Genomic DNA, 19,159 nt, shown 5'->3' on the forward strand with positions numbered 1-19,159 from the left:
GGGTTTTTTTGTGTTTTCACGTAAGTGGAGACAGGCACAAAGGGTTGAGACAATGACTAAAGACTGGAACGCGCGCACGAAAATGGTTCATGCTGGAAGCCGCCGCAGCCAATACGGTGAAGTTTCCGAGTCGATTTTTATGACCCAAGGCTTCGTTTACGACTCAGCCGAGGCCGCCGAGGCCCGCTTTGTAGAGGTCGGAGATGACGAGTTTATTTACGCACGATATGGCAATCCGACCGTTCGGATGTTTGAGGATCGTATCTCCGCCATCGAGGGTGCAGAGGACGCATTTGCAACGGCAAGTGGTATGGCGGCCGTAAACGGCGCATTGATGTCTATTCTCAAATCTGGCGATCACGTGGTGAGTTCGCGGGCGCTTTTTGGCTCCTGTCTCTATATTCTCGAGGAAGTTTTGCGTCGTTTCGGGGTGGAAGTGACCTTCGTTGATGGTGCGGATTTAGCGCAATGGCGTGCCGCTGTGCGGAAAGACACTACCGTCGTGTTCCTTGAATCCGTGAGCAATCCGACCCTAGAAGTCGTAGATCTTAAATCTGTTGCCGAGATTGCCCATGCCGTTGGGGCGACCGTCATCGTGGATAATGTTTTTGCGACGCCTGTGTTCTCTCGCGCCATTGAATTCGGCGCGGATGTCGTCGTGTATTCTGCGACTAAGCATATTGACGGCCAGGGCCGATGCCTTGGCGGTGTTGTGCTTGGGAAAAAGGAATATGTCCGCGGCCCACTAGAAACGTACCTAAAACACACTGGCGGTTCGATGAGTCCTTTTAACGCTTGGGTTATGCTCAAAGGGTTGGAGACTTTGGATTTGCGGGTCCGCGCACAGGCTCATTCCGCAGAGGTAATCGCCGAGGCCTTAGAAGGGCACGAAAAACTGGAGCGCGTATTGTTCCCGTTTTTAGACAGCCATCCCCATCAAGCGATTGCCAAAGCGCAGTTTGAGAAGTGCGGCACAGTCCTTTCTATTGATCTTAAAGGCGGGAAAGATGCCGCGTTCAAATTCCTGAACGCGTTGGAAATTTGCATTATTTCCAATAACCTAGGTGATGCAAAAAGCATTGTGACGCATCCGGCGACCACAACCCACCAACGTCTTCCTGACGATCAAAAGGTGCTTTTGGGAATTTCCCCAGGTTTGGTGCGTGTCAGTATCGGCATTGAAGATACCAATGACTTGCTGTCCGATATTTTGAACGCACTGGATGCCGTTTAGGCCGCAATTTTTGTCGGCATAGGGTTGGAACTCTTGGGTAAAGCCGCGTAACGTTGCTTTACCTGAAGGGGGGGGAAGGAATGAATACGGACATGCAAAAAACGCTTTTATCGCGCGATCAAGCGAAGGCTGCGCTCGAGACCTTAAGGGAATGGGCCGCACATGTATCGCCAGTAGAAGTGGCCGAATTGGACCCCGCGATTGGACGGCTTCTTCCAGAGAGGGCGTTGGAGAATTACCCAGCGCTTGCAAGAGCTTATCCAGAGGAGTTCACAACGGATGACGCGTATCGTGCGACGCTCCCTGATCTACAGAACGGCCCTGAAAGCCTCATTCGCGGCTCTCGGCGCCCCATTCAACACGTGGGAATTTCGAATTTTCGTCTCCCCATCCGCTTTCAGGCACGCGCAGGCGGCGATCTGGCTCTAGAGACCTCCGTTACAGGCACGGTCAGCCTAGAGGCTGGTAAAAAAGGCATCAACATGTCGCGCATCATGCGCACGTTTTACAAATACGCGGAAAGTGTCTTCAGTTTTGACGTTATTGAAGCCGCTCTCGCGGATTACAAAACCGATCTTGAGAGTTTTGACGCGCGCATTCAAATGGCGTTTTCTTTTCCTGTAAAGAACAAGAGTTTGCGGTCAGGGCTGGCAGGTTATCAGTATTACAATATAGCATTAGAGTTGGTCGAGACCGCCGGTAAAGTTGTGAAAATCATACATTTGGACTATGTCTACTCGTCCACTTGCCCCTGTTCGCTTGAACTATCCGAACATGCGCGCCAAACACGCCACCAATTAGCTACCCCACATTCACAGCGGTCCGTCGCCCGTATCTCCGTTTTGCTTAACTCTGAAAAACCACGTCTTTGGTTTGAGGATTTGATTGATTTGTGCCGTGTTGCGGTGCCGACGGAAACCCAAGTGATGGTGAAGCGAGAAGATGAGCAGGCCTTTGCCGAACTCAACGCGGCAAACCCGATTTTTGTCGAAGATGCCGCGCGTCTGTTTAGTGAGCAACTTCAGAATGATGAACGCATTTTGGACTATAGAATCGTCGCGAGCCACCAGGAAAGTCTACACAGCCATGATGCTGTGAGTGTTCTGACAGAAGGGCAAACGTTCGAGGCCCAAAGCTTCGATCCGAAACTGTTTTCGACGTTATTCCACGTTGGCTGATGACACAGGCCCAGAAAAGAAAAAGGGCGCAGCCAAAGTATTGGGTGCGCCCTAAGTTATTGAATTTTATCCTTTAGTTCCAGCATCGCACCAAGACGGTCATGTCAGACGCGCGTGCCGTTAGGTCCACTGGGTGGAGCGCTCCGCCTTCTGAGGACGTCGTCGAGGCGATGCCGTTGTCAGCCAAAATCTTGAGGATCGCATTCGCTGAGGTCGAGAAACTTACGTTTTCCGGCAAAGCGCGGCCGTCCTTAACTTCGGTTGAGCGCAACATGCCGATGACCGTTCCGCCTGCATTAACTACAGGGCCCCCTGCGTCGCCCAATAGGGACACTAGATCTAGCCGCTGGGTGTTCACCTCTCCGTCAAGGCCACGAACGTCTGCTAATGCGCCGAACGTCATTGTCGGAGCCCCCAGAGCGCCCTCGTAAGAATAACCAGAGACGGCGACTTCCGATTTCAAACGGGGGGAGGCATTGGCGAAAGTCGCGAAGCCAAGCGGTGCTAGTTTTTTCTCAGGTTTCAAAATAGAAATGCCGAGAGCCGGGTCAGTGAAGATAACGTCAGCAAGTGTTAGGTCATCCAATGTCAGTTTCGCGCAGGTTCCCGCAAACTCGCTCGTGGTCAAGACTGTGCCTGTTGCGTCCAGATAGAAACCAGAGCGCGACAGGATTGGTTGACGAATTTGGAGGCCAGACAGAAGGTCAATCTTCTGCTCGTTTTGATTAGTACCAGCGAAGTCATCAAGCGCCGTGTCACCCATTGATAGGAGGCTCGTCATCATCACACCGATGATGCGGTTCATATTTGCCTTGTCGCCAGCAGGCCAAACGAGGGTGAAGCCCTTAATTGTGCCGTTTTCCAAGGCAGCATAGGTATAGGAGTTGATTTTTGCATTGTTGCCTCGCAAAACAAAGCTCGCATCCTTGCGCTCGCGCTCTCCTGTTAAAGGAACAATTTCAAGAGTTTGCATGATTTCATACAGGCCAAACAACGTCGCCTGATCGCCCTTTTGCGAGATCAGAGAAACGGAAACGCCACTGTCGCCTTTTGGCACGAAGTGAACGAAAGGCGCGGTGTAGCCGTCAAATTCGACCAAACCCATTGGCAGATCTATAGAAATTCCCGCTTTGGGGTCGCTATAGTTTTCCATCCCTGCATTTGTGAACACTTCGTTGAATTTCGCGCGTAATTCGCCGCGTTGGTATGTCGTCAGGATACCCGTCGTATCATAGCCCATCGCCGCTTGATATTCGGCCATCGCACGCCGCGTTCCGGCACCAAAGGAGCCGTCAATGGCACTGGTGTAAAAGCCTTCCCATTGCATGGCTTCCTGAAGTTCCATTTTTTCTTCACGTGACAGGGCGTTTTCATTTGCGCGCGCCTGACCCGGGGTTTCGTCTGGAAGGGTGATGATTTGGCCTACGGGCTCGGTCGGAGTTAGTTCGGTGCTTGTGGTGGGTTCAACGGTTGTCGTGGGTTGAGTAAGGGTGGTGCCTCCAAGGGGCCAAAACTGTTGTTGATAGCTGCGGCTGTCTGCCAAATAACTGTCCCTCGGGATCAAATTTTCCTGCTGCAATCTTTCAAGTTCCTGCGCCGCAGCCGCTGCCGAAAACGGGCCGATCGAAATTACATACCAGCCAGAGCTGACCCGAAACCCGCCCACATTCGGAAAGGCACCTGAAAAGGCGCGCACACGTGTCTGTGCCTCGTTCAGGGTCGGATGGGCTTCAATCTGAATCCATGTATTTTCTTGGGCCTGTGCCTGATTTGGGGCCGCGAGAAAAACGAGAAGGGTCGAAATAAGAAATATTGAAATGGCTGTAACCAGTGGCCGGGCATGAGTCATGGCGGTCGGGTTTCCCTTTGTTGGATATCTGTTGCGCTATTTGTCTTGTTTTGCGCATTGCGAGCCAATAATGCAAGAGCAAGCAATTGACCCTTCGCGAAGGGTTGCGTATTTGGAACGGGAATTTTCATAAGGATCCGCCATGTCCGCCGCTTCAAACTCGAAAACCAAACCTAGAAGCTTTCAGGAGATCATCCTGCGTTTGCAAAACTATTGGGCGGAGCAGGGCTGTGCCGTTTTGCAACCCTATGACATGGAAGTCGGCGCGGGAACGTTCCACCCCGCCACGACGTTGCGCTCGCTTGGCAGCAAGGCATGGGCCGCGGCCTATGTTCAGCCGTCGCGCCGCCCGACTGATGGGCGTTATGGGGAAAACCCAAACCGCTTGCAGCATTACTATCAGTATCAAGTCGTGATTAAACCAAGCCCCCCCGAGCTTCAGGAACTCTATCTAGGATCCCTCGCCGCCATCGGGGTGGATATGGAAATCCATGACATTCGTTTTGTTGAGGATGATTGGGAGAGCCCAACCCTTGGCGCGTGGGGCCTTGGCTGGGAAGTTTGGTGTGATGGGATGGAAGTCAGCCAGTTCACCTATTTCCAACAAGTTGGCGGCCATGATTGCCACCCAGTAACAGGCGAGTTGACCTATGGGCTTGAGCGTTTGGCGATGTATATTCTTGGCGTCGATCACGTGATGGACATGCCGTATAATGATCCGGCGTCGCCCACAGCCTTGAGTTATGGCGATGTGTTCCGTCAAACCGAGCAAGAGTACAGCCGCTGGAACTTTGACATTGCCAACACAGATGTGCTTTTGCAGCATTTCTTGGATGCCGAAGCTGAGTGCAAAACGATTTTGGATCAGCCCTATGTTGATCCCAAAACGGGCAAGCGCATTGTCATGGTGCATCCGGCCTATGATCAAGCGATTAAGGCCAGCCACTTGTTCAACCTTCTCGATGCGCGCGGCGTGATTTCGGTAACCGAACGCCAGGCCTATATCGGACGCGTGCGGACCTTGTCCAAAGCTTGTGCCGACGCCTTTGTGCAAACCGAGGCCGGTGGCTGGGTTGCACAAGAGCAGGCGCAATCATGATCGGGAAACTCATTGCAGGTGCAATCGTGATTACAGCATTGATCGCCGGTGGTGCGATGTATTATTTGCAGGAATATGGCTTTTACGAAACCGTTGAGGCTTCGTCCGAGAATGCCAATATCCAGATAACCAACCTCGTCACCCAAGCTCCCGAACCTATGCTTATTGCCGGGTTCGAGGGTATAGACGCCGACAGTTCCCCGATCCGATATCGCGCGTGTTTTACAACGCCCATGTCGAATGCCATGATGACAGAAACATTCCAAACCTATCCCGCAGCCGAACCGCTGGTAGCTCCCAAACAGTTTTCCTGCTTTGACGCCCGCAAACTTGGTGCCGACATCGAAACGGGCACCGCGACCGTCTATTTGGGCCAAGCAAATATCATTTATGGCATTGATCGTGTGATCGCCGTTTACGACGATGGGCGCGCCTATGCGTGGCACCAAATAAACACCTGCGGCGAGCATGCTTTCAACGGCGATCCCGTCCCCGCATCCTGTCCTCCCGTACCTTCTGAGAAAGAATAAATCATGGCCGACCTACTGATCGAACTCTTCTCCGAAGAAATTCCCGCACGCATGCAAACCCGCGCTGCGGCGGATTTGAAGAAACTTGTAACGGACGGGCTGGTTGACGCGGGCCTGACCTACGCGTCAGCGGGGGCCTTCTCAACGCCACGACGGCTCGCGCTATCCGTCGAAGGCCTCCTCGCCGAGAGCCCCGACACCATTGAAGAGCGCAAAGGCCCGAAAGTCGGTGCGCCGGAAAAAGCAATCGAAGGCTTCCTGCGCGGCGCAGGGCTCACGATGGACGATCTGCAAATTCGCGATGACAAAAAAGGCCGAGTCTATTTCGCGGTGACCAAAAAGGCGGGGCGGCCTGCGGCTGAGATTGTCGCGGAAACGCTCGAAGCGGCAATCCGCAATTTTCCGTGGCCAAAATCCATGCGCTGGGGAACAGGGAGTCTAAAATGGGTGCGTCCGTTGCACTCTATACTTGGTATTTTGAGTGACGAAACTGGCACCACGGTCGTATCATTGGATGTCGACGGCATCAAAGCGTCAGACGTTACATTCGGCCATCGTTTTATGGCACCAAAATCACTCAAAATTGCTCATTTCGACGATTACCAACGCAAGCTGAAATCGGCATACGTCGTGCTCTCATCTGAAGAACGCGCAGACCAGATTTGGAACGATGCTACCAACGCGGCCTTTGCTCAGGGATTTGAAATCGTTGAAGACAAAGGATTGTTGGCAGAGGTCGCAGGGCTAGTGGAATGGCCTGTTGTCCTGATGGGCGATATTGCCGAAGACTTCCTCGGGTTGCCCGTTGAAGTCCTGCAAACCTCGATGAAAGAGCACCAAAAGTTCTTCTCTGTGCGCAATCCAAAAACAAACCGTATCGAGAAATTTGTCACCGTGGCAAATCGAGAAACCACGGATAACGGCAAAACCATCCTCGCGGGGAACCAAAAGGTTCTGTTTGCGCGGCTCTCGGATGCCAAATTCTTCTGGGAAAATGATCTACGGATCGCCAAATCTGACATGGCGTCGTGGACGAAGTCGCTCGCGAATGTCACCTTCCATAATAAGCTTGGAACGCAGGCCGACCGGATCGACCGGATTGAAGCACTCGCGCGGGATTTAGCGCCAGTCGTTGGTGCTGATGTCGAAATGACAGCCCTTGCAGCACAGGTTGCCAAAGCCGATCTTTCGAGTGAAATGGTCTATGAATTTCCGGAACTTCAAGGGCTTATGGGACGTTATTATGCCGAGGAAGCCGGACATCCGCAGCCCGTCGCGAATGCCTGTGAAGCGCATTACTCGCCCCTTGGTCCCAGTGACGATGTCCCAAGCGAGCCTGTCTCTGTGGCTGTTGCCCTCGCCGATAAGTTGGACACTTTAACTGGGTTTTGGGCGGTAGATGAGAAACCAACGGGGTCAAAAGATCCGTTTGCCCTGCGCCGCGCCGCACTTGGTGTGATCCGTTTGGTCTTGGAAAACAACGTGCGTTTGCCGTTGGAACGCTTTGTGGACGCGCAACTCGCACGTCACGAAAATGCGCTCAATTCAGGTGAGGCCGCCCCGACAGAGAGCCTACTGGCTTTTTTCCATGACCGTTTGAAAACATACCTCAAAGACCAGGGTATTCGCTTTGATGTTATCGACGCTTGTTTGGCGATGCCTGCAAATGATGATCTTACACTTCTTGTGAAGCGCGCTGATGCCTTGGCTGCGTTTTTGAAAACTGATGACGGTGAAAATCTTCTTCAAGGGTTTAAGCGAGCCAACAATATTCTCTCGCAAGCCGAAGAAAAAGATGGTGTGGAGTACTCCTATGGGGCGGATGTGAAATATGCCCAAGCGGACGAAGAGAAAGCGTTATTTGCAGCACTAGACACTGGCGAGGCTGCGATCTCTCCGGCCATCGAGGCCGAAGATTTCGCGGGCGCAATGAGCGCCATGGCCGGGCTCCGAGCGCCGATTGACGCATTCTTCGACTCGGTTCAGATTAATACCGACAGTCAGATCACACGGCGCAATCGTTTGAATTTACTAAATCGGATTCGCACGCTGTGCCTTACGGTTGCGGATTTGGGTAAAATCGAAGGTTGAAGATCGCAAGAAATCCGGTTTAGGGCGCAAATTTGGCGTCCTAAGCGGCAAACGGTACGTCAAAGCTTGCCAGCCTTCGTTCAAACGTTATGGTCTGGGAGACAAGGAGTGCTGCGGTGCAGAAAAATGCGAAAACTTTAGAGTACACACAGATCACGACAACTGCGCCGATAGCTACCAAACGGCACGGCGGGCGCGCTAAATGTCTTCAGAGACTGGTGCGATTGGATATGCCAATTCCTCGCACACTTGCGCTTTCCTTTGATGCTGTGGCCGGAATTGCAGTCGGAATATTACCCGATACCACAGCCATGATGCGGGATTTTGGCGACGGTACCCTTGTTTCCGTGCGACCAAGTTCCGAAGATCCCGATTGGGGCGGTCCGCGCGCCGTTTTAAACATTGGAATGAATGACGCACGCCATGCACAGATGGAATTGTCGGTAGGGAAAGCGAGCGCGAATGCCCTTTATTTGCGCTTTATTCAAGCTTATGCCGTTCATGTCGCACGCCTTGATGCCGACATGTTTGAGGATCAACCCTTTGACAAGAACGACCCTGATGGGGACAGCGCCTTGCAATCTGCTCTGCGCGCCTATGAGGATGAAACGGACGAGAAGTTTCCACAAGACCCAGCCCAACAGCTCGCCGAGGTGCTCCGTTCGATGGCGCGCGCTTGGTCTGGAACCACGGCACGTCTTCTGCGCAGCGCAAAAGGTGCCCCGGAGGACGCGGGTCTTGGGTTGGTCGTACAAGAAATGGCCTTGGGTGTTGGTCATGACAACAGCGGCTCTGGCGTTATTCAATTTGTCGACAGCGAAACGGGCCTTCCGCAGATTACAGGACGTTATAAATGCCAGAGCCAAGGCCGTGATGCGCTTGGAGGTCAAAGGGACGCGTTGTTTTTAAACAAAGACCCGCGCGGGGATTCGCTTCAAGATATGTTGCCTGAGCAATTTGATCGCCTTGTTGAATTGGGCGGAATGGCGCGGCGCAGTTTGCGAGAAGAAATGCAAATCGAGTTCACGATTGAGGGCGGTGTTTTGCATATTCTGGATGCAGTGCGGGTTAACCGGCGCGCCAGAGCCGCGTTGCGCATTGCCGTTGATCTTGCGCGTGATGACGTCATTGCGCGTGAAGAAGCGATCATGCGGATCAACCCACATTCGCTGACAGAACTCTTGCACCCTCATGTGGATCCTCTTGCCGAGCGCGACATCCTTGCGCGCGGTATTGGTGCCAGCCCCGGTGCGGCGCTGGGGCGGATCGTGTTTTCAGCGACGGCAGCACAAGCGGCTGCGGCAAAGGGGGATGCTGTGATCCTCGTCAGACGTGAAACCTCCCCCGAAGATATTCGGGGCATGCACGCTTCTGTTGCTGTTGTGACTGAAAAAGGTGGGATGACCAGCCACGCGGCTGTGATTGCACGCGGATTGGGTTTGCCTTGTATCGTTGGTGCGTTCGATCTTGTGATAAATTCCAAGGATAAAACACTCACCACACCCAACAATCGCCGCTTTGTCGAAGGCGATCTTCTCACGGTTGACGGTTCTTTAGGGGAAGTGCTGGCGGGGGAACCGAAGTTGCTCGACGCCGCCTTGGACGATGCATTTACAACCCTCCTCGACTGGGCGGATGATGCCCGTGATATCGATGTGCGCGCCAACGCAGACACCCCCGCAGATGCGAAAACGGCCCGCCGATTTGCCGCGCAGGGCATCGGATTGTGTCGAACGGAGCACATGTTCTTTGAAGACGACCGGCTAACAGTGATGCGTGAAATGATTTTCGCCAACGGGCCAGAAGACCGCCGCGCAGCGTTGGATCGCTTGATGCCTATGCAACGCGCTGATTTCATAGAGCTTTTTGAGATTATGAAAGGACAGTCGGTTTGTATTCGCCTTTTTGATCCCCCCCTACATGAATTTCTCCCTTCCACACGCGAAGGTATTCATGAACTCGCAGAAGCATTGGACTTGCCGTTGTCGACGGTGACCGCGCGGATTGAAGCTTTGACGGAGTTCAATCCGATGTTGGGGATGCGGGGCGTTCGGTTGGGGATCACAATTCCCGAAATCTACGATATGCAAGCGCGCGCTATTTTCGAAGCCGCCGTTGAAGTGACACGACGCGGGGATACGGTTGTTCCTGAAATCATGATCCCGTTGGTGTCCGCGCAAAAAGAAGCGGAATTGGTGAAATCACGAATTGATTCCGTGGCTGCGGCAGTGCGCTTCACGGAAGGCGTGGATTTCACCTTTCGCTTGGGCGTGATGGTCGAAACCCCTCGTGCAGCGTTACGCGCTGGGGATATCGCCCTAAACACCGATTTCTTAAGTTTCGGAACAAACGATTTGACACAAATGACCTATGGGTTGTCGCGGGACGACGCCGCACGGTTCATGTTTGATTATGTCCGTCTGGGTGTTTACACTGAAGACCCTTTCCATGTTCTGGACACGGACGGCGTTGGCGAGCTCCTGACAATCGGTGCGGAACGCGGCCGCGCTGCGCGTCCTCAGATCGTTCTGGGCATCTGTGGCGAGCACGGTGGGAATCCAGAATCGATTGCCTTTTGTCGGCGTGCGGGATTCGATTATGTGTCGTGTTCACCCTATCGCGTTCCGGTTGCGCGCCTCGCTGCTGCACAGCTAGCGATTGCAGGCAAGTGGCGGTCCTAGAGGCGTTTCTTTAGCTAAGATATTGTTTTAATTTATATAAATTTGAGCGAAACTGATTGCCGACAGTTGTTTCCATATTTGGGGGTAATTGGGGGTTTCTCGCACGTTTGTCGCAGTAAAGATTCAGGTGTAGACAAGCCCACCTTTTTTGCCTACATCACCTGCCGGTCGGGGCCGTGGGGGCTGCTGATCCACAGGTGTGGGTTGAAAATGGGTGAAAATATGTTTTTCCAGATGATAAAAACGACGCTTTCAAGGGCTGCAACCAAGTCGGTTCGCGGCCCTCTATTGCGCGGACTCGTCCTGTGCGTTGCCATGGCTGGTCCCGTTTGGGCAAGCGACACGGTGACCGGAACAAAGACCCTTCCACACAGTACACACCAATCTGAAAAAAATCCCAACTCCTTTCTCAAGTTTTTTATTGGCCGCAGTCAGAAAACAGCAAAAACCAAAAGTTTTGAGTATAGCAAATCCTGGTTGGCGTCCCAAAAGCCCGCTTCGGGCGACGATCAGTGGGCGTGCTTGAGTGAAGCGCTCTATTTTGAGGCGCGTGGCGAAAGTGTTAAAGGGCAATTTGCAGTGGCCGAGGTTATTTTGAACCGTGTCGAAAGTGCAAAATACCCAAATTCTGTCTGCGGTGTGATTAAGCAGGGCACAGGCAAGAAATACCAATGCCAATTTACCTATACTTGCGATGGGAAAAAGGAACTCTATAACGAGGCCTCCGCGCGAAAAAGCACGCAGAAGATAGCCGCAGCCTTATTGTCTGGCGCTGTGCCGCGCTCCTTGACCAAGGGCGCGACCCATTATCACACTAAGGCCGTCAAACCGTCGTGGTCCAAGAAATTCCCTCGCGTCGCAGCGATTGGTGTGCATTATTTCTATCGCCAACCCGGGGCTGGGACGAATAAATCCTAAGCTGCGCTCACATCCGCCGTTAACGATGATTTTACTGGTTTGCTCGCTAGTCGCGCTGTACATATCCGACAACAATCGGGATTACACATGACAGTTGAGCCTAGCGCACATTTTTTACATCCAATTGAGCGATCCTCGGTGCTGCGCCCCACGGGTGTTTTGGATCGTATTTCCCTGCGCGATCACATTGTGGCCGTTGAAATTGGGGCCTTTGAAGTTGAGCGCGCAGTCACACAGCGGTTGTCCTTCAACGTCGTGGTTGAAGTTTCGGATGTCCAAAAGCCGCTCGATGATGATGTCGATAAAATTCTTTCGTATGATCGTGTTACGGACGCTATTTCAATTGCTCTCACACGGTCTCGCGTAAATCTGCTTGAAACATTGGCAGAAGATATTGCCACTTTGATTTTGGCCGCCCCCCAAGCACAGCGGGTTTTCGTACGCATTGAAAAACTGGATCGTGGCGCAGGGAAGCTTGGTGTCGAGATTGTCCGCGAAGCTCTTACCGTGGGGGAAGCGTATTCGGATTGGTCGGGTTTGGCTCCGCTGATCGTTGCCGTTCCAAATCACCTGTCACTCTCTGAATGGGTCTCGATTTTTCACACCCATGCCCATCCGGTTCTTCTCCTGCCAGAAATGTGCCTTGAGTTTGGGGCGACACAAGACGAGATTGCCAACCAACGGCTGGCGTTATTGGCGTGGGACAGCGCGGCTTGGGTCCTATCATCGCGCAATGAGCACGTCGGTGTCGTTGGGAGTCGTACGGAAATGGAGTGGGGGTTCGGGCAGGGGCGTGTCAACGTTTGGGCGCCAATGAAGCAAGTTCTCGATAGCCCTCATCCGCCCCAGAGCTTTGACGCTGAGAGGTTGGCCTTTTGGCTGGCAAAGCAGCACGCCGGGCAGGTCGTCGGATTGGACTGCCCGATTGGCGTTGAAATTACGGATCCCACGCAGTTTTTGGACCTGTCATGACGTTTTACTACCGCGCCATTCCGCGAACCGACCAAGCAAAGCCAGAAGGCGCTGTTGCCCTTGCGGGTGGTTGGTGTTGGTTTGACCAAGTGGAAGTCCTACAAAGGGGGGGCGCAGCGCACCTCATTCCCGCGCGTGAAACCCCACATGACATTCTGCAACGCATGACCTCTCCGCGCGCTGATATCGCGTCCTTGGACATGGGGAGCCCCAATATTATGGGCATTTTAAACGTGACGCCCGACAGTTTTTCTGATGGTGGCAAATTCGCCTCAGCAGCAGCGGCAGTTGAGCAGGCAAAGCGAATGATTTCTGACGGCGTCAACATCCTTGATATTGGCGGGGAATCTACGCGCCCCGGGGCGCTCGACGTTTCGATTTCCGATGAGATCGCGCGGGTGGTTCCTGTAATTGCGACCATTCGCGCTCAAAGTGATATTGCGATTTCAATTGATACACGCAAATCAGACGTCGCGCAGGCGGCCATGCACGCAGGCGCAACATTTGTGAATGATGTGTCCGCGATGGGTTTTGACGCCAAGATTGCGACTGTCGCTGCGCAGGCGAAAACCCCGATTTGTTTGATGCACGCGCAAGGGCAACCAAAAGACATGCAAGTCGACCCGCGCTATGAGAACGTAGTTCTGGATATTTACGACTATCTTGCTCATCGGATTGAAATTGCCGTTCAGGCAGGTGTCGAGCGCGCGCAAATTGTTGTTGATCCCGGCATTGGTTTTGGCAAAACTCAAGGCCATAACCTTGCGATTTTACGCGGAATTAGCCTGTTCCATTCCCTTGGTTGCCCCGTTCTGTTGGGCGCGTCGCGGAAAAAATTCATCGGTGATATTACGCAAGAACCAATTGCAGAACTCCGTGTCGGTGGGTCACTTGCTGTAGCGCTCAAAGCGGTATCACAGGGGGTTCAGATTTTGCGCGTCCATGATACAAAAGAAACAAAGCAAGCCATACGGCTCGCACAAAAAATCTAATGTAAAAGGTGACTTATGGGCGATTTATTTGGAACGGACGGTGTGCGTGGTCAGGCAAACTCCTACCCGATGACAGCAGAAGTGGCGCTGAAATTGGGTGCGGCGGCCGGTCGGTACTTTCGAACAGACGGCCAAAATCGCCACCGCGTTGTGATCGGCAAGGACACACGGCTTTCGGGATACATGCTCGAAAACGCCCTGACGGCGGGCTTGACGAGTACGGGAATGAATGTCCTTCTTTTGGGGCCGGTGCCCACGCCCGCTGTAGGCTTTTTGACCCGCTCTATGCGGGCTGATATTGGTATCATGATTTCAGCAAGCCACAACCCGCACCAAGACAATGGGATTAAGTTTTTTGGGCCCGATGGTTTTAAACTTTCTGATGGCGCGCAAAACCAGATTGAAATGATACTTAAAGGCGAAATTGCCCCCGTAAAGCCAGAAAATATTGGCCGTGCGCGTCGTGTAGAAGACGGCTTAGGCCGCTATATTGAGTATGCGAAAACAACATTCCCATCCCGCGGAAGACTCTCTGGTCTGAAGGTCGTCGTGGATTGTGCCAATGGCGCAGCCTATCGCGCAGCACCCGAAGTGCTTTGGGAGCTCGGCGCGGAAGTTATTCCCATTGGTGTTTCTCCTAACGGATTTAATATTAACGATAAATGTGGTTCAACGCATACTGAAACAGCCGCGCAAGCTGTCGTGCAGCATGGTGCCGATTTAGGCATATGTTTGGACGGTGATGCTGATCGGATCATGATTATCGATGAGAACGGGAAGGTCGCAGATGGCGATCAAATAATGGCTTTGTTGGCAGACCGATGGGCGCTCGACGGACGTCTTTCCGGGGCGACGTTGGTGTCGACAGTCATGTCTAATTTGGGGCTGGAACGCTTTCTTTCTGCACGGGGTATAAACCTCCTGCGAACGAATGTCGGTGACCGCTATGTCGTTGAGGCGATGCGCGCAGGGGGCTTTAATCTGGGTGGAGAGCAGTCGGGGCACATTGTGATGACAGACTACGCCACCACCGGTGATGGGTTGATCGCAGGTCTTCAGTTTATGGCAGAGATGGCGCAGTCTGGAGACAAGGCGAGTACCCTGACGCAAAACTTCACTTCCGTGCCTCAAATGTTGAGAAACGTCAAATACAAAGGTAATATTGACCCATTATCACTTGAAAAAGTTGCATTAGTGATTGCCGATGGTGAAGCCAAACTGGCAAAAACGGGCCGTCTTGTTATCCGTAAATCTGGCACTGAGCCTCTTATTCGTGTTATGGGCGAGGACGAAGATCTCTCGAGGTTGACCAATGTTGTCGACGAAATCGTCGGGGTTATTGAATCCGTCTGCTAGGCGCGCCATTTTTGGCTAACGGCGACACCAAATAGGATAAGCCCCAGAGCTGGCAACAGTTGTGGGGGCATTGTTTCACCTAGCAATGTGACGCCGAAAACAACCGACCAAATCGGGACTTGATAATTTGAGAGGCCGAGAAAAGACGGCCCCGCCTCGCGAATGACAGAAACGAGGAGGAGGGTGGCCAAGGCCGTCGGGAAGAGTCCCAAATAAAGGGTCGCGAGAACGGGGCCAATGGGGAACTCAGTCGGCACACCGTCAAACCAAAGCGCCAAACCCACGCTGACAGCCGACGCCATCAAAAGCGCCGCGGCACTAAAGCTTTTGTGGGAAACAGGTGGGGCGCGCCGCGTGATAATGGAGCTACACGCATAGGACGCGGCGGCGAGGAAGCACGCCAGCCGCCCAACACTTTCTATTTGGGTTCCCGACGAGACAAATGCGTCCTTTCCAACAAGCAGCGCAACACCCGCAAAGCCGATCAAAAATCCAATAGCTTTTCGAACTGTCAGTCGATCACTTGGTACAAAAATATGCGCCAGAGGTAACACAATCAGAGGAACTGCAGCCATGGAAACACCTGCAAATCCGGAAGTAACATAGCCTTGGCCCCAAGATAGAAGCGCAAACGGCACCGCATTTGCAAAGACACCAAGCCCTAAGGCCGAAAGCCAAATTTGCCGTGTGTTCGGGCCTCGCGTCGCTGGCAATCCGGTGCCCGCGACGTAAGTAACGGCGCATAGAACGCTGGCGGCAATGGTGATGCGAATGGCTGCGACCCAGAGAGCAGTAAAGCCTACAATCGCAAACTCAATGAACATAAAGGATGCACCCCAAAGCGCGCCAAGGAGAAGAATCCGTCCCCAGTTTTTAAGTCCTGCTTGGGCAAACATAGCGCGTCCTCTCAACGAAAAAAGGCGCCGCGATGGGCGCCTTTTCCAAAGTATTTAAATGGTTTAGTTCTTTTCGTGGTCGACAAGTTTGCCTGCGGAAATCCATGGCATCATGCCACGAAGTTTCGCGCCAACTTCTTCGATTTGGTGCTCGTCGTTCATGCGACGTGTCCCCTTGAAGAAGGGCTGACCAACAGCGTTTTCAAGCATGAAGTCGCGTACAAACTTACCAGTTTGGATGTCTGTGAGAATGCCTTTCATCGCCGCTTTGGTTTCAGCGTAAGGAAGAACGCGTGGGCCTGAAACATACTCACCATACTCAGCAGTATTGGAAATCGAGTAGTTCATGTTGGCAATGCCGCCTTCATAGATCAGGTCAACAATGAGCTTGGTCTCGTGAAGACACTCAAAATAAGCCATTTCAGGAGCGTAGCCAGCTTCAACAAGAGTTTCAAAGCCCATGCGGATAAGCTCAACGATACCACCACAGAGAACAGCTTGTTCGCCAAAGAGGTCAGTTTCGCATTCTTCGCGGAAGTTGGTTTCGATAACGCCAGAACGACCGCCACCGATTGCGGAACAATAGGAAAGACCGATTTCGAGGGCTTTGCCTGTCGCGTCATGGTCGACAGCAACGAGGCAAGGAACACCGCCGCCTTTAACGTATTCGCCGCGAACCGTGTGGCCTGGGCCTTTTGGCGCCATCATGATGACGTCGATGCCTTCTTTGGGTGTGATCAGACCAAAGTGAACGTTCAAGCCGTGGGCAAATGCGATGGCTGCGCCGGGTTTGATGTTGTCGTGCACGTATTTTTTGTATGTTTCTGCCTGAAGCTCGTCGGGCATTGTGAACATGATAACGTCACACCAAGCAGCAGCTTCGGCGATTCCCATAACTTTCAGGCCTTCGCTCTCGGCTTTTTTCTGGGATGGGGAGCCTTCACGGAGGGCAACGACGAGGTTTTTCGCACCCGAGTCACGCAGGTTGAGCGCATGCGCGTGGCCTTGCGAACCATAGCCGAGGATGGCAACTTTTTTGTCTTTGATCAGGTTAATGTCGCAATCGCGATCGTAATAAACACGCATGTCGGTGCTCCTTTTGTTAAGCAATGTAGTGTTGTGGTGAAAATAGCGAAATTCGCATGGTATTCTTTGTCGAAATGAATAAAATGTCCTCGTGTTTGGTGTTTTCTATTCGCCAAATTTTTGTTTTTAGGAAATTTCATGCTTACCGATGAAATATCACGCAGAATTCTTCGGCATATGCAGGCCGAACCTGATTTGCCGATGGCCGAACTCGCTCAAAGGTCGGGACTTGCGGCCGGAACTTGTGCGCGGCGGCTTGAAAAACTGCGTGAAGCAGGAATTTATCAAGGTGTTCAGGCCATTATCAACTGGGCGGCCCTTGGATATAGCGTTGAGGTTTCGCTGCGGGTGACGTTGGACAAAACTCAGTCGCGGGCATTTGACGAATTTATTGAAGAGGCACGTAAAATACCGGAGGTTTCGGAAATTCACACGTTCCTAGGCCGTGTCGACGTGAGGCTTGCGGTTCTTGCACGGGATATGGCGCATTATCAGGAAATATACAAAACGCGCATCCTGACCCTGCCACATATTGCGGATATTGAGGCGCTTATGCAGGTCGCTGCGATTAAGATGTCGGAGGATTTGCCCCTATGATTGACCTTGATGAAATCGATCGTAGCTTGCTGCGCGCTTTGGCGAAGGATGCCAGTCAATCCGCTGGAGCCTTGGGGAAACGGTTCGGCCTGTCCCAACCCGCCACATGGCGCCGGATTAAACGTCTAGAAGACGCCAAAATTATTGTCGGACGTCGGCTTGTGCTGAATCGAGAAGCGCTGGGATTTGGAGTAACGGTGTTTTTGGGTGTAAAACTGGCCACCAAGGGACGGGTTAGTCTTGAGGATTTTGAACGCGCGGTCACGGCGATTCCTGAAGTTCAGGCCGTGCACCACGTGTTGGGAATGTATGATTATCGCTTGCGGGTCGTGGCCCGCGACCTTGCCGATTTTGAGCGTGTTTTGCGACGGCGCGTGATGACCCTTCCGGGAATTGGCAATGTTGAGGCCAATGTTCTTTTGAGTGAAGAGCGATGTCCGGGGCCGATTGGCTAGCTTAACGCATGCCCAGGCCAGCTTTCATAAGGGTTTTCCGAATGGGCGCGACCGAATAGAACGTGTTCAAAGCGCCAGCCCGTAAGTCGCGTAACCCCTGCGCACCAACCATTGAGGCGCGGTTCAATAGATCGACGCCTGTGACGCGTATTTGGGCTTCCCGATGGCGCAACCTGTTATATTTTTCGAGCATTTTTGGGGTCCCAAGGGCCGTTGGATCGGATGTCGCGAGGTCGAGGAGGACGCGTAAGTCGCCTAAACTCATGTTTAAGCCCTGTGCACCAATCGGTGGAACAACGTGGGCTGCCTCGGCCATCAGCGCCGTGCGTTGGCCATACATTGTGGCGGCGATTTGGCTGATGATCGGCCAACTGCTGCGCTGGCTTTCAAGGGTGAGAGGGCCGAGAATACCTGCTGATCTCAAGGTGATTTTCTCTTCGAACACCTCTATTGATAGGGTTGCAAGGCTGTCGATCTTCGCGGCTTTTTCCATCCAAACAACAGCGGAAAAGTGTTTTCCATCGTGATCGGGGAGGGGCACGAGGGTAAAGGGGCCTCCGCTTCTGTGTACTTCGGTCGAAACATTTTCGTGCGAAGGTGCATGCGAAACGGAAAAAACAAGCGCCTTTTGACCGTAACGAATTGTTTTTACAGGGATATTTAACGCCGCGCGCACATTTGAACTTCGTCCATCCGCCGCGATAAGGAGCTTGGTCGAAATAGACGACCCATCCGTCAGGCGAACAATGGCGGAAGTTTCGCGGGTTACAACATCTTGGGTTCCAACCCCTGCGCGAAAGTTTACATTCGCAAGCGTTTCAATTTTCGCCAAAATCTCACGGCGCAGAAGCCAATTTGGTAAGTTCCAGCCGAAAGGTAAGTCACTGATATCGCTGGCGTTGAAGTCTTTGATAAGGCGCGCTTCTGGCAATTCTCCACCCGCATCGACGATGCGCATCGTTTGCAAGGGGGCCGCATAGGGCGCGAGCGAATCCCAAAGGCCCGCATCGATCAAAGTCTGGCGAGCCGGTTGCAAAAACGCTGTCGTGCGCAGGTCTGCTTGTGGGTTAGACGATTCAGTTATCGGTGGCGTCGGGTCAACGCAGATGACGGAAAAACCCGCCGCTCCAAACGCCGCCGCGGCCGTAAGACCGGCAATTCCGCCGCCCGAAATTAAAATATCTGTGTGGGATCTATTCATGCCTTAGATGTAAGCTTCAAAAGG

At 52.9% G+C, this 19,159-nt stretch carries 16 protein-coding genes; 12 read left to right on the top strand and 4 right to left on the bottom strand.

Annotated elements, in window-relative coordinates:
- The first annotated feature begins 52 nt into the window (after positions 1-52).
- Positions 53-1,234 carry an O-succinylhomoserine sulfhydrylase gene (metZ, locus tag AB9F29_RS01945; RefSeq protein ID WP_335585816.1) on the top strand — a complete coding sequence of 394 codons (1,182 nt, stop codon included), beginning with the start codon at positions 53-55 and terminating at the stop codon, positions 1,232-1,234.
- A gap of 80 nt (positions 1,235-1,314) precedes the next feature.
- The gene (gene folE2 / locus AB9F29_RS01950; RefSeq protein WP_335585815.1) at positions 1,315-2,412 is read left to right on the top strand and encodes a GTP cyclohydrolase FolE2; all 1,098 of its coding nucleotides are present in this window, start codon (positions 1,315-1,317) and stop codon (positions 2,410-2,412) included.
- Positions 2,413-2,485: 73 nt separating this feature from the next.
- Here the strand turns inward: folE2 and AB9F29_RS01955 are convergent, their stop codons facing one another.
- Positions 2,486-4,261, bottom strand: coding sequence for a trypsin-like peptidase domain-containing protein (locus tag AB9F29_RS01955; RefSeq protein WP_369754396.1), 1,776 nt, complete (start codon positions 4,259-4,261; stop codon positions 2,486-2,488).
- 142 nt (positions 4,262-4,403) lie between these two features.
- On the opposite strand from AB9F29_RS01955, the gene AB9F29_RS01960 reads away from it, so the two are divergent.
- The 8 genes from AB9F29_RS01960 to glmM all read left to right on the top strand — a co-directional run bounded on the left by AB9F29_RS01960 (position 4,404) and on the right by glmM (position 14,900).
- Positions 4,404-5,360: a glycine--tRNA ligase subunit alpha gene (locus tag AB9F29_RS01960; protein WP_369754397.1), complete on the top strand. Its 957-nt coding sequence runs from the start codon at positions 4,404-4,406 to the stop codon at positions 5,358-5,360.
- A complete protein-coding gene (locus AB9F29_RS01965; RefSeq protein ID WP_369754398.1) occupies positions 5,357-5,890 on the top strand; it encodes a DUF6446 family protein in 534 nt (177 codons plus the stop codon). Before AB9F29_RS01960 ends, AB9F29_RS01965 begins: the two co-directional genes overlap by 4 nt.
- 3 nt (positions 5,891-5,893) lie before the next feature.
- Entirely contained in the window at positions 5,894-7,981 is a 2,088-nt protein-coding gene (gene glyS / locus AB9F29_RS01970; RefSeq protein WP_369754399.1) for a glycine--tRNA ligase subunit beta, read from the top strand.
- An 89-nt stretch (positions 7,982-8,070) separates the two neighbouring features.
- Positions 8,071-10,662 carry a pyruvate, phosphate dikinase gene (gene ppdK, locus AB9F29_RS01975; protein ID WP_369754400.1) on the top strand — a complete coding sequence of 864 codons (2,592 nt, stop codon included), beginning with the start codon at positions 8,071-8,073 and terminating at the stop codon, positions 10,660-10,662.
- 420 nt (positions 10,663-11,082) lie between these two features.
- Positions 11,083-11,580, top strand: a complete 498-nt coding sequence (locus AB9F29_RS01980) for a cell wall hydrolase (protein WP_039002615.1) — start codon at positions 11,083-11,085, stop codon at positions 11,578-11,580.
- 87 nt (positions 11,581-11,667) lie between these two features.
- The gene (locus AB9F29_RS01985) at positions 11,668-12,552 is read left to right on the top strand and encodes a dihydroneopterin aldolase (protein ID WP_369754401.1); all 885 of its coding nucleotides are present in this window, start codon (positions 11,668-11,670) and stop codon (positions 12,550-12,552) included.
- The gene (folP, locus tag AB9F29_RS01990) at positions 12,549-13,544 is read left to right on the top strand and encodes a dihydropteroate synthase (RefSeq protein ID WP_369754402.1); all 996 of its coding nucleotides are present in this window, start codon (positions 12,549-12,551) and stop codon (positions 13,542-13,544) included. Before AB9F29_RS01985 ends, folP begins: the two co-directional genes overlap by 4 nt.
- A 15-nt stretch (positions 13,545-13,559) precedes the next feature.
- On the top strand, positions 13,560-14,900 hold the full coding sequence (gene glmM / locus AB9F29_RS01995; RefSeq protein ID WP_335585807.1) for a phosphoglucosamine mutase: 1,341 nt from the start codon (positions 13,560-13,562) through the stop codon (positions 14,898-14,900).
- On the opposite strand, the gene AB9F29_RS02000 is transcribed toward glmM, so the two are convergent.
- Both AB9F29_RS02000 and ilvC read right to left on the bottom strand, forming a co-directional pair.
- Positions 14,897-15,796, bottom strand: coding sequence for a DMT family transporter (locus AB9F29_RS02000; RefSeq protein ID WP_369754403.1), 900 nt, complete (start codon positions 15,794-15,796; stop codon positions 14,897-14,899). The two genes, glmM and AB9F29_RS02000, sit on opposite strands and share 4 nt — an antisense overlap.
- A 63-nt stretch (positions 15,797-15,859) precedes the next feature.
- Complete coding sequence (gene ilvC, locus AB9F29_RS02005) at positions 15,860-16,882, bottom strand: ketol-acid reductoisomerase (RefSeq protein ID WP_369754404.1); 1,023 nt, start codon at positions 16,880-16,882, stop codon at positions 15,860-15,862.
- A gap of 138 nt (positions 16,883-17,020) precedes the next feature.
- Here ilvC and AB9F29_RS02010 point away from each other — a divergent pair, with 138 nt between their 5' ends.
- A complete protein-coding gene (locus AB9F29_RS02010) occupies positions 17,021-17,479 on the top strand; it encodes an Lrp/AsnC family transcriptional regulator (RefSeq protein WP_335585804.1) in 459 nt (152 codons plus the stop codon).
- Complete coding sequence (locus AB9F29_RS02015; RefSeq protein WP_039002568.1) at positions 17,476-17,934, top strand: Lrp/AsnC family transcriptional regulator; 459 nt, start codon at positions 17,476-17,478, stop codon at positions 17,932-17,934. The genes AB9F29_RS02010 and AB9F29_RS02015 overlap by 4 nt, the downstream gene beginning before the upstream one ends.
- Position 17,935: 1 nt before the next feature.
- On the opposite strand, the gene AB9F29_RS02020 is transcribed toward AB9F29_RS02015, so the two are convergent.
- The gene (locus AB9F29_RS02020) at positions 17,936-19,135 is read right to left on the bottom strand and encodes a UbiH/UbiF family hydroxylase (RefSeq protein ID WP_369754405.1); all 1,200 of its coding nucleotides are present in this window, start codon (positions 19,133-19,135) and stop codon (positions 17,936-17,938) included.
- Positions 19,136-19,159: the final 24 nt, after the last annotated feature.

The organism is Falsihalocynthiibacter sp. S25ZX9, from assembly GCF_041205405.1.
GTDB classification, from domain to species: Bacteria; Pseudomonadota; Alphaproteobacteria; order Rhodobacterales; family Rhodobacteraceae; genus Falsihalocynthiibacter; species Falsihalocynthiibacter arcticus.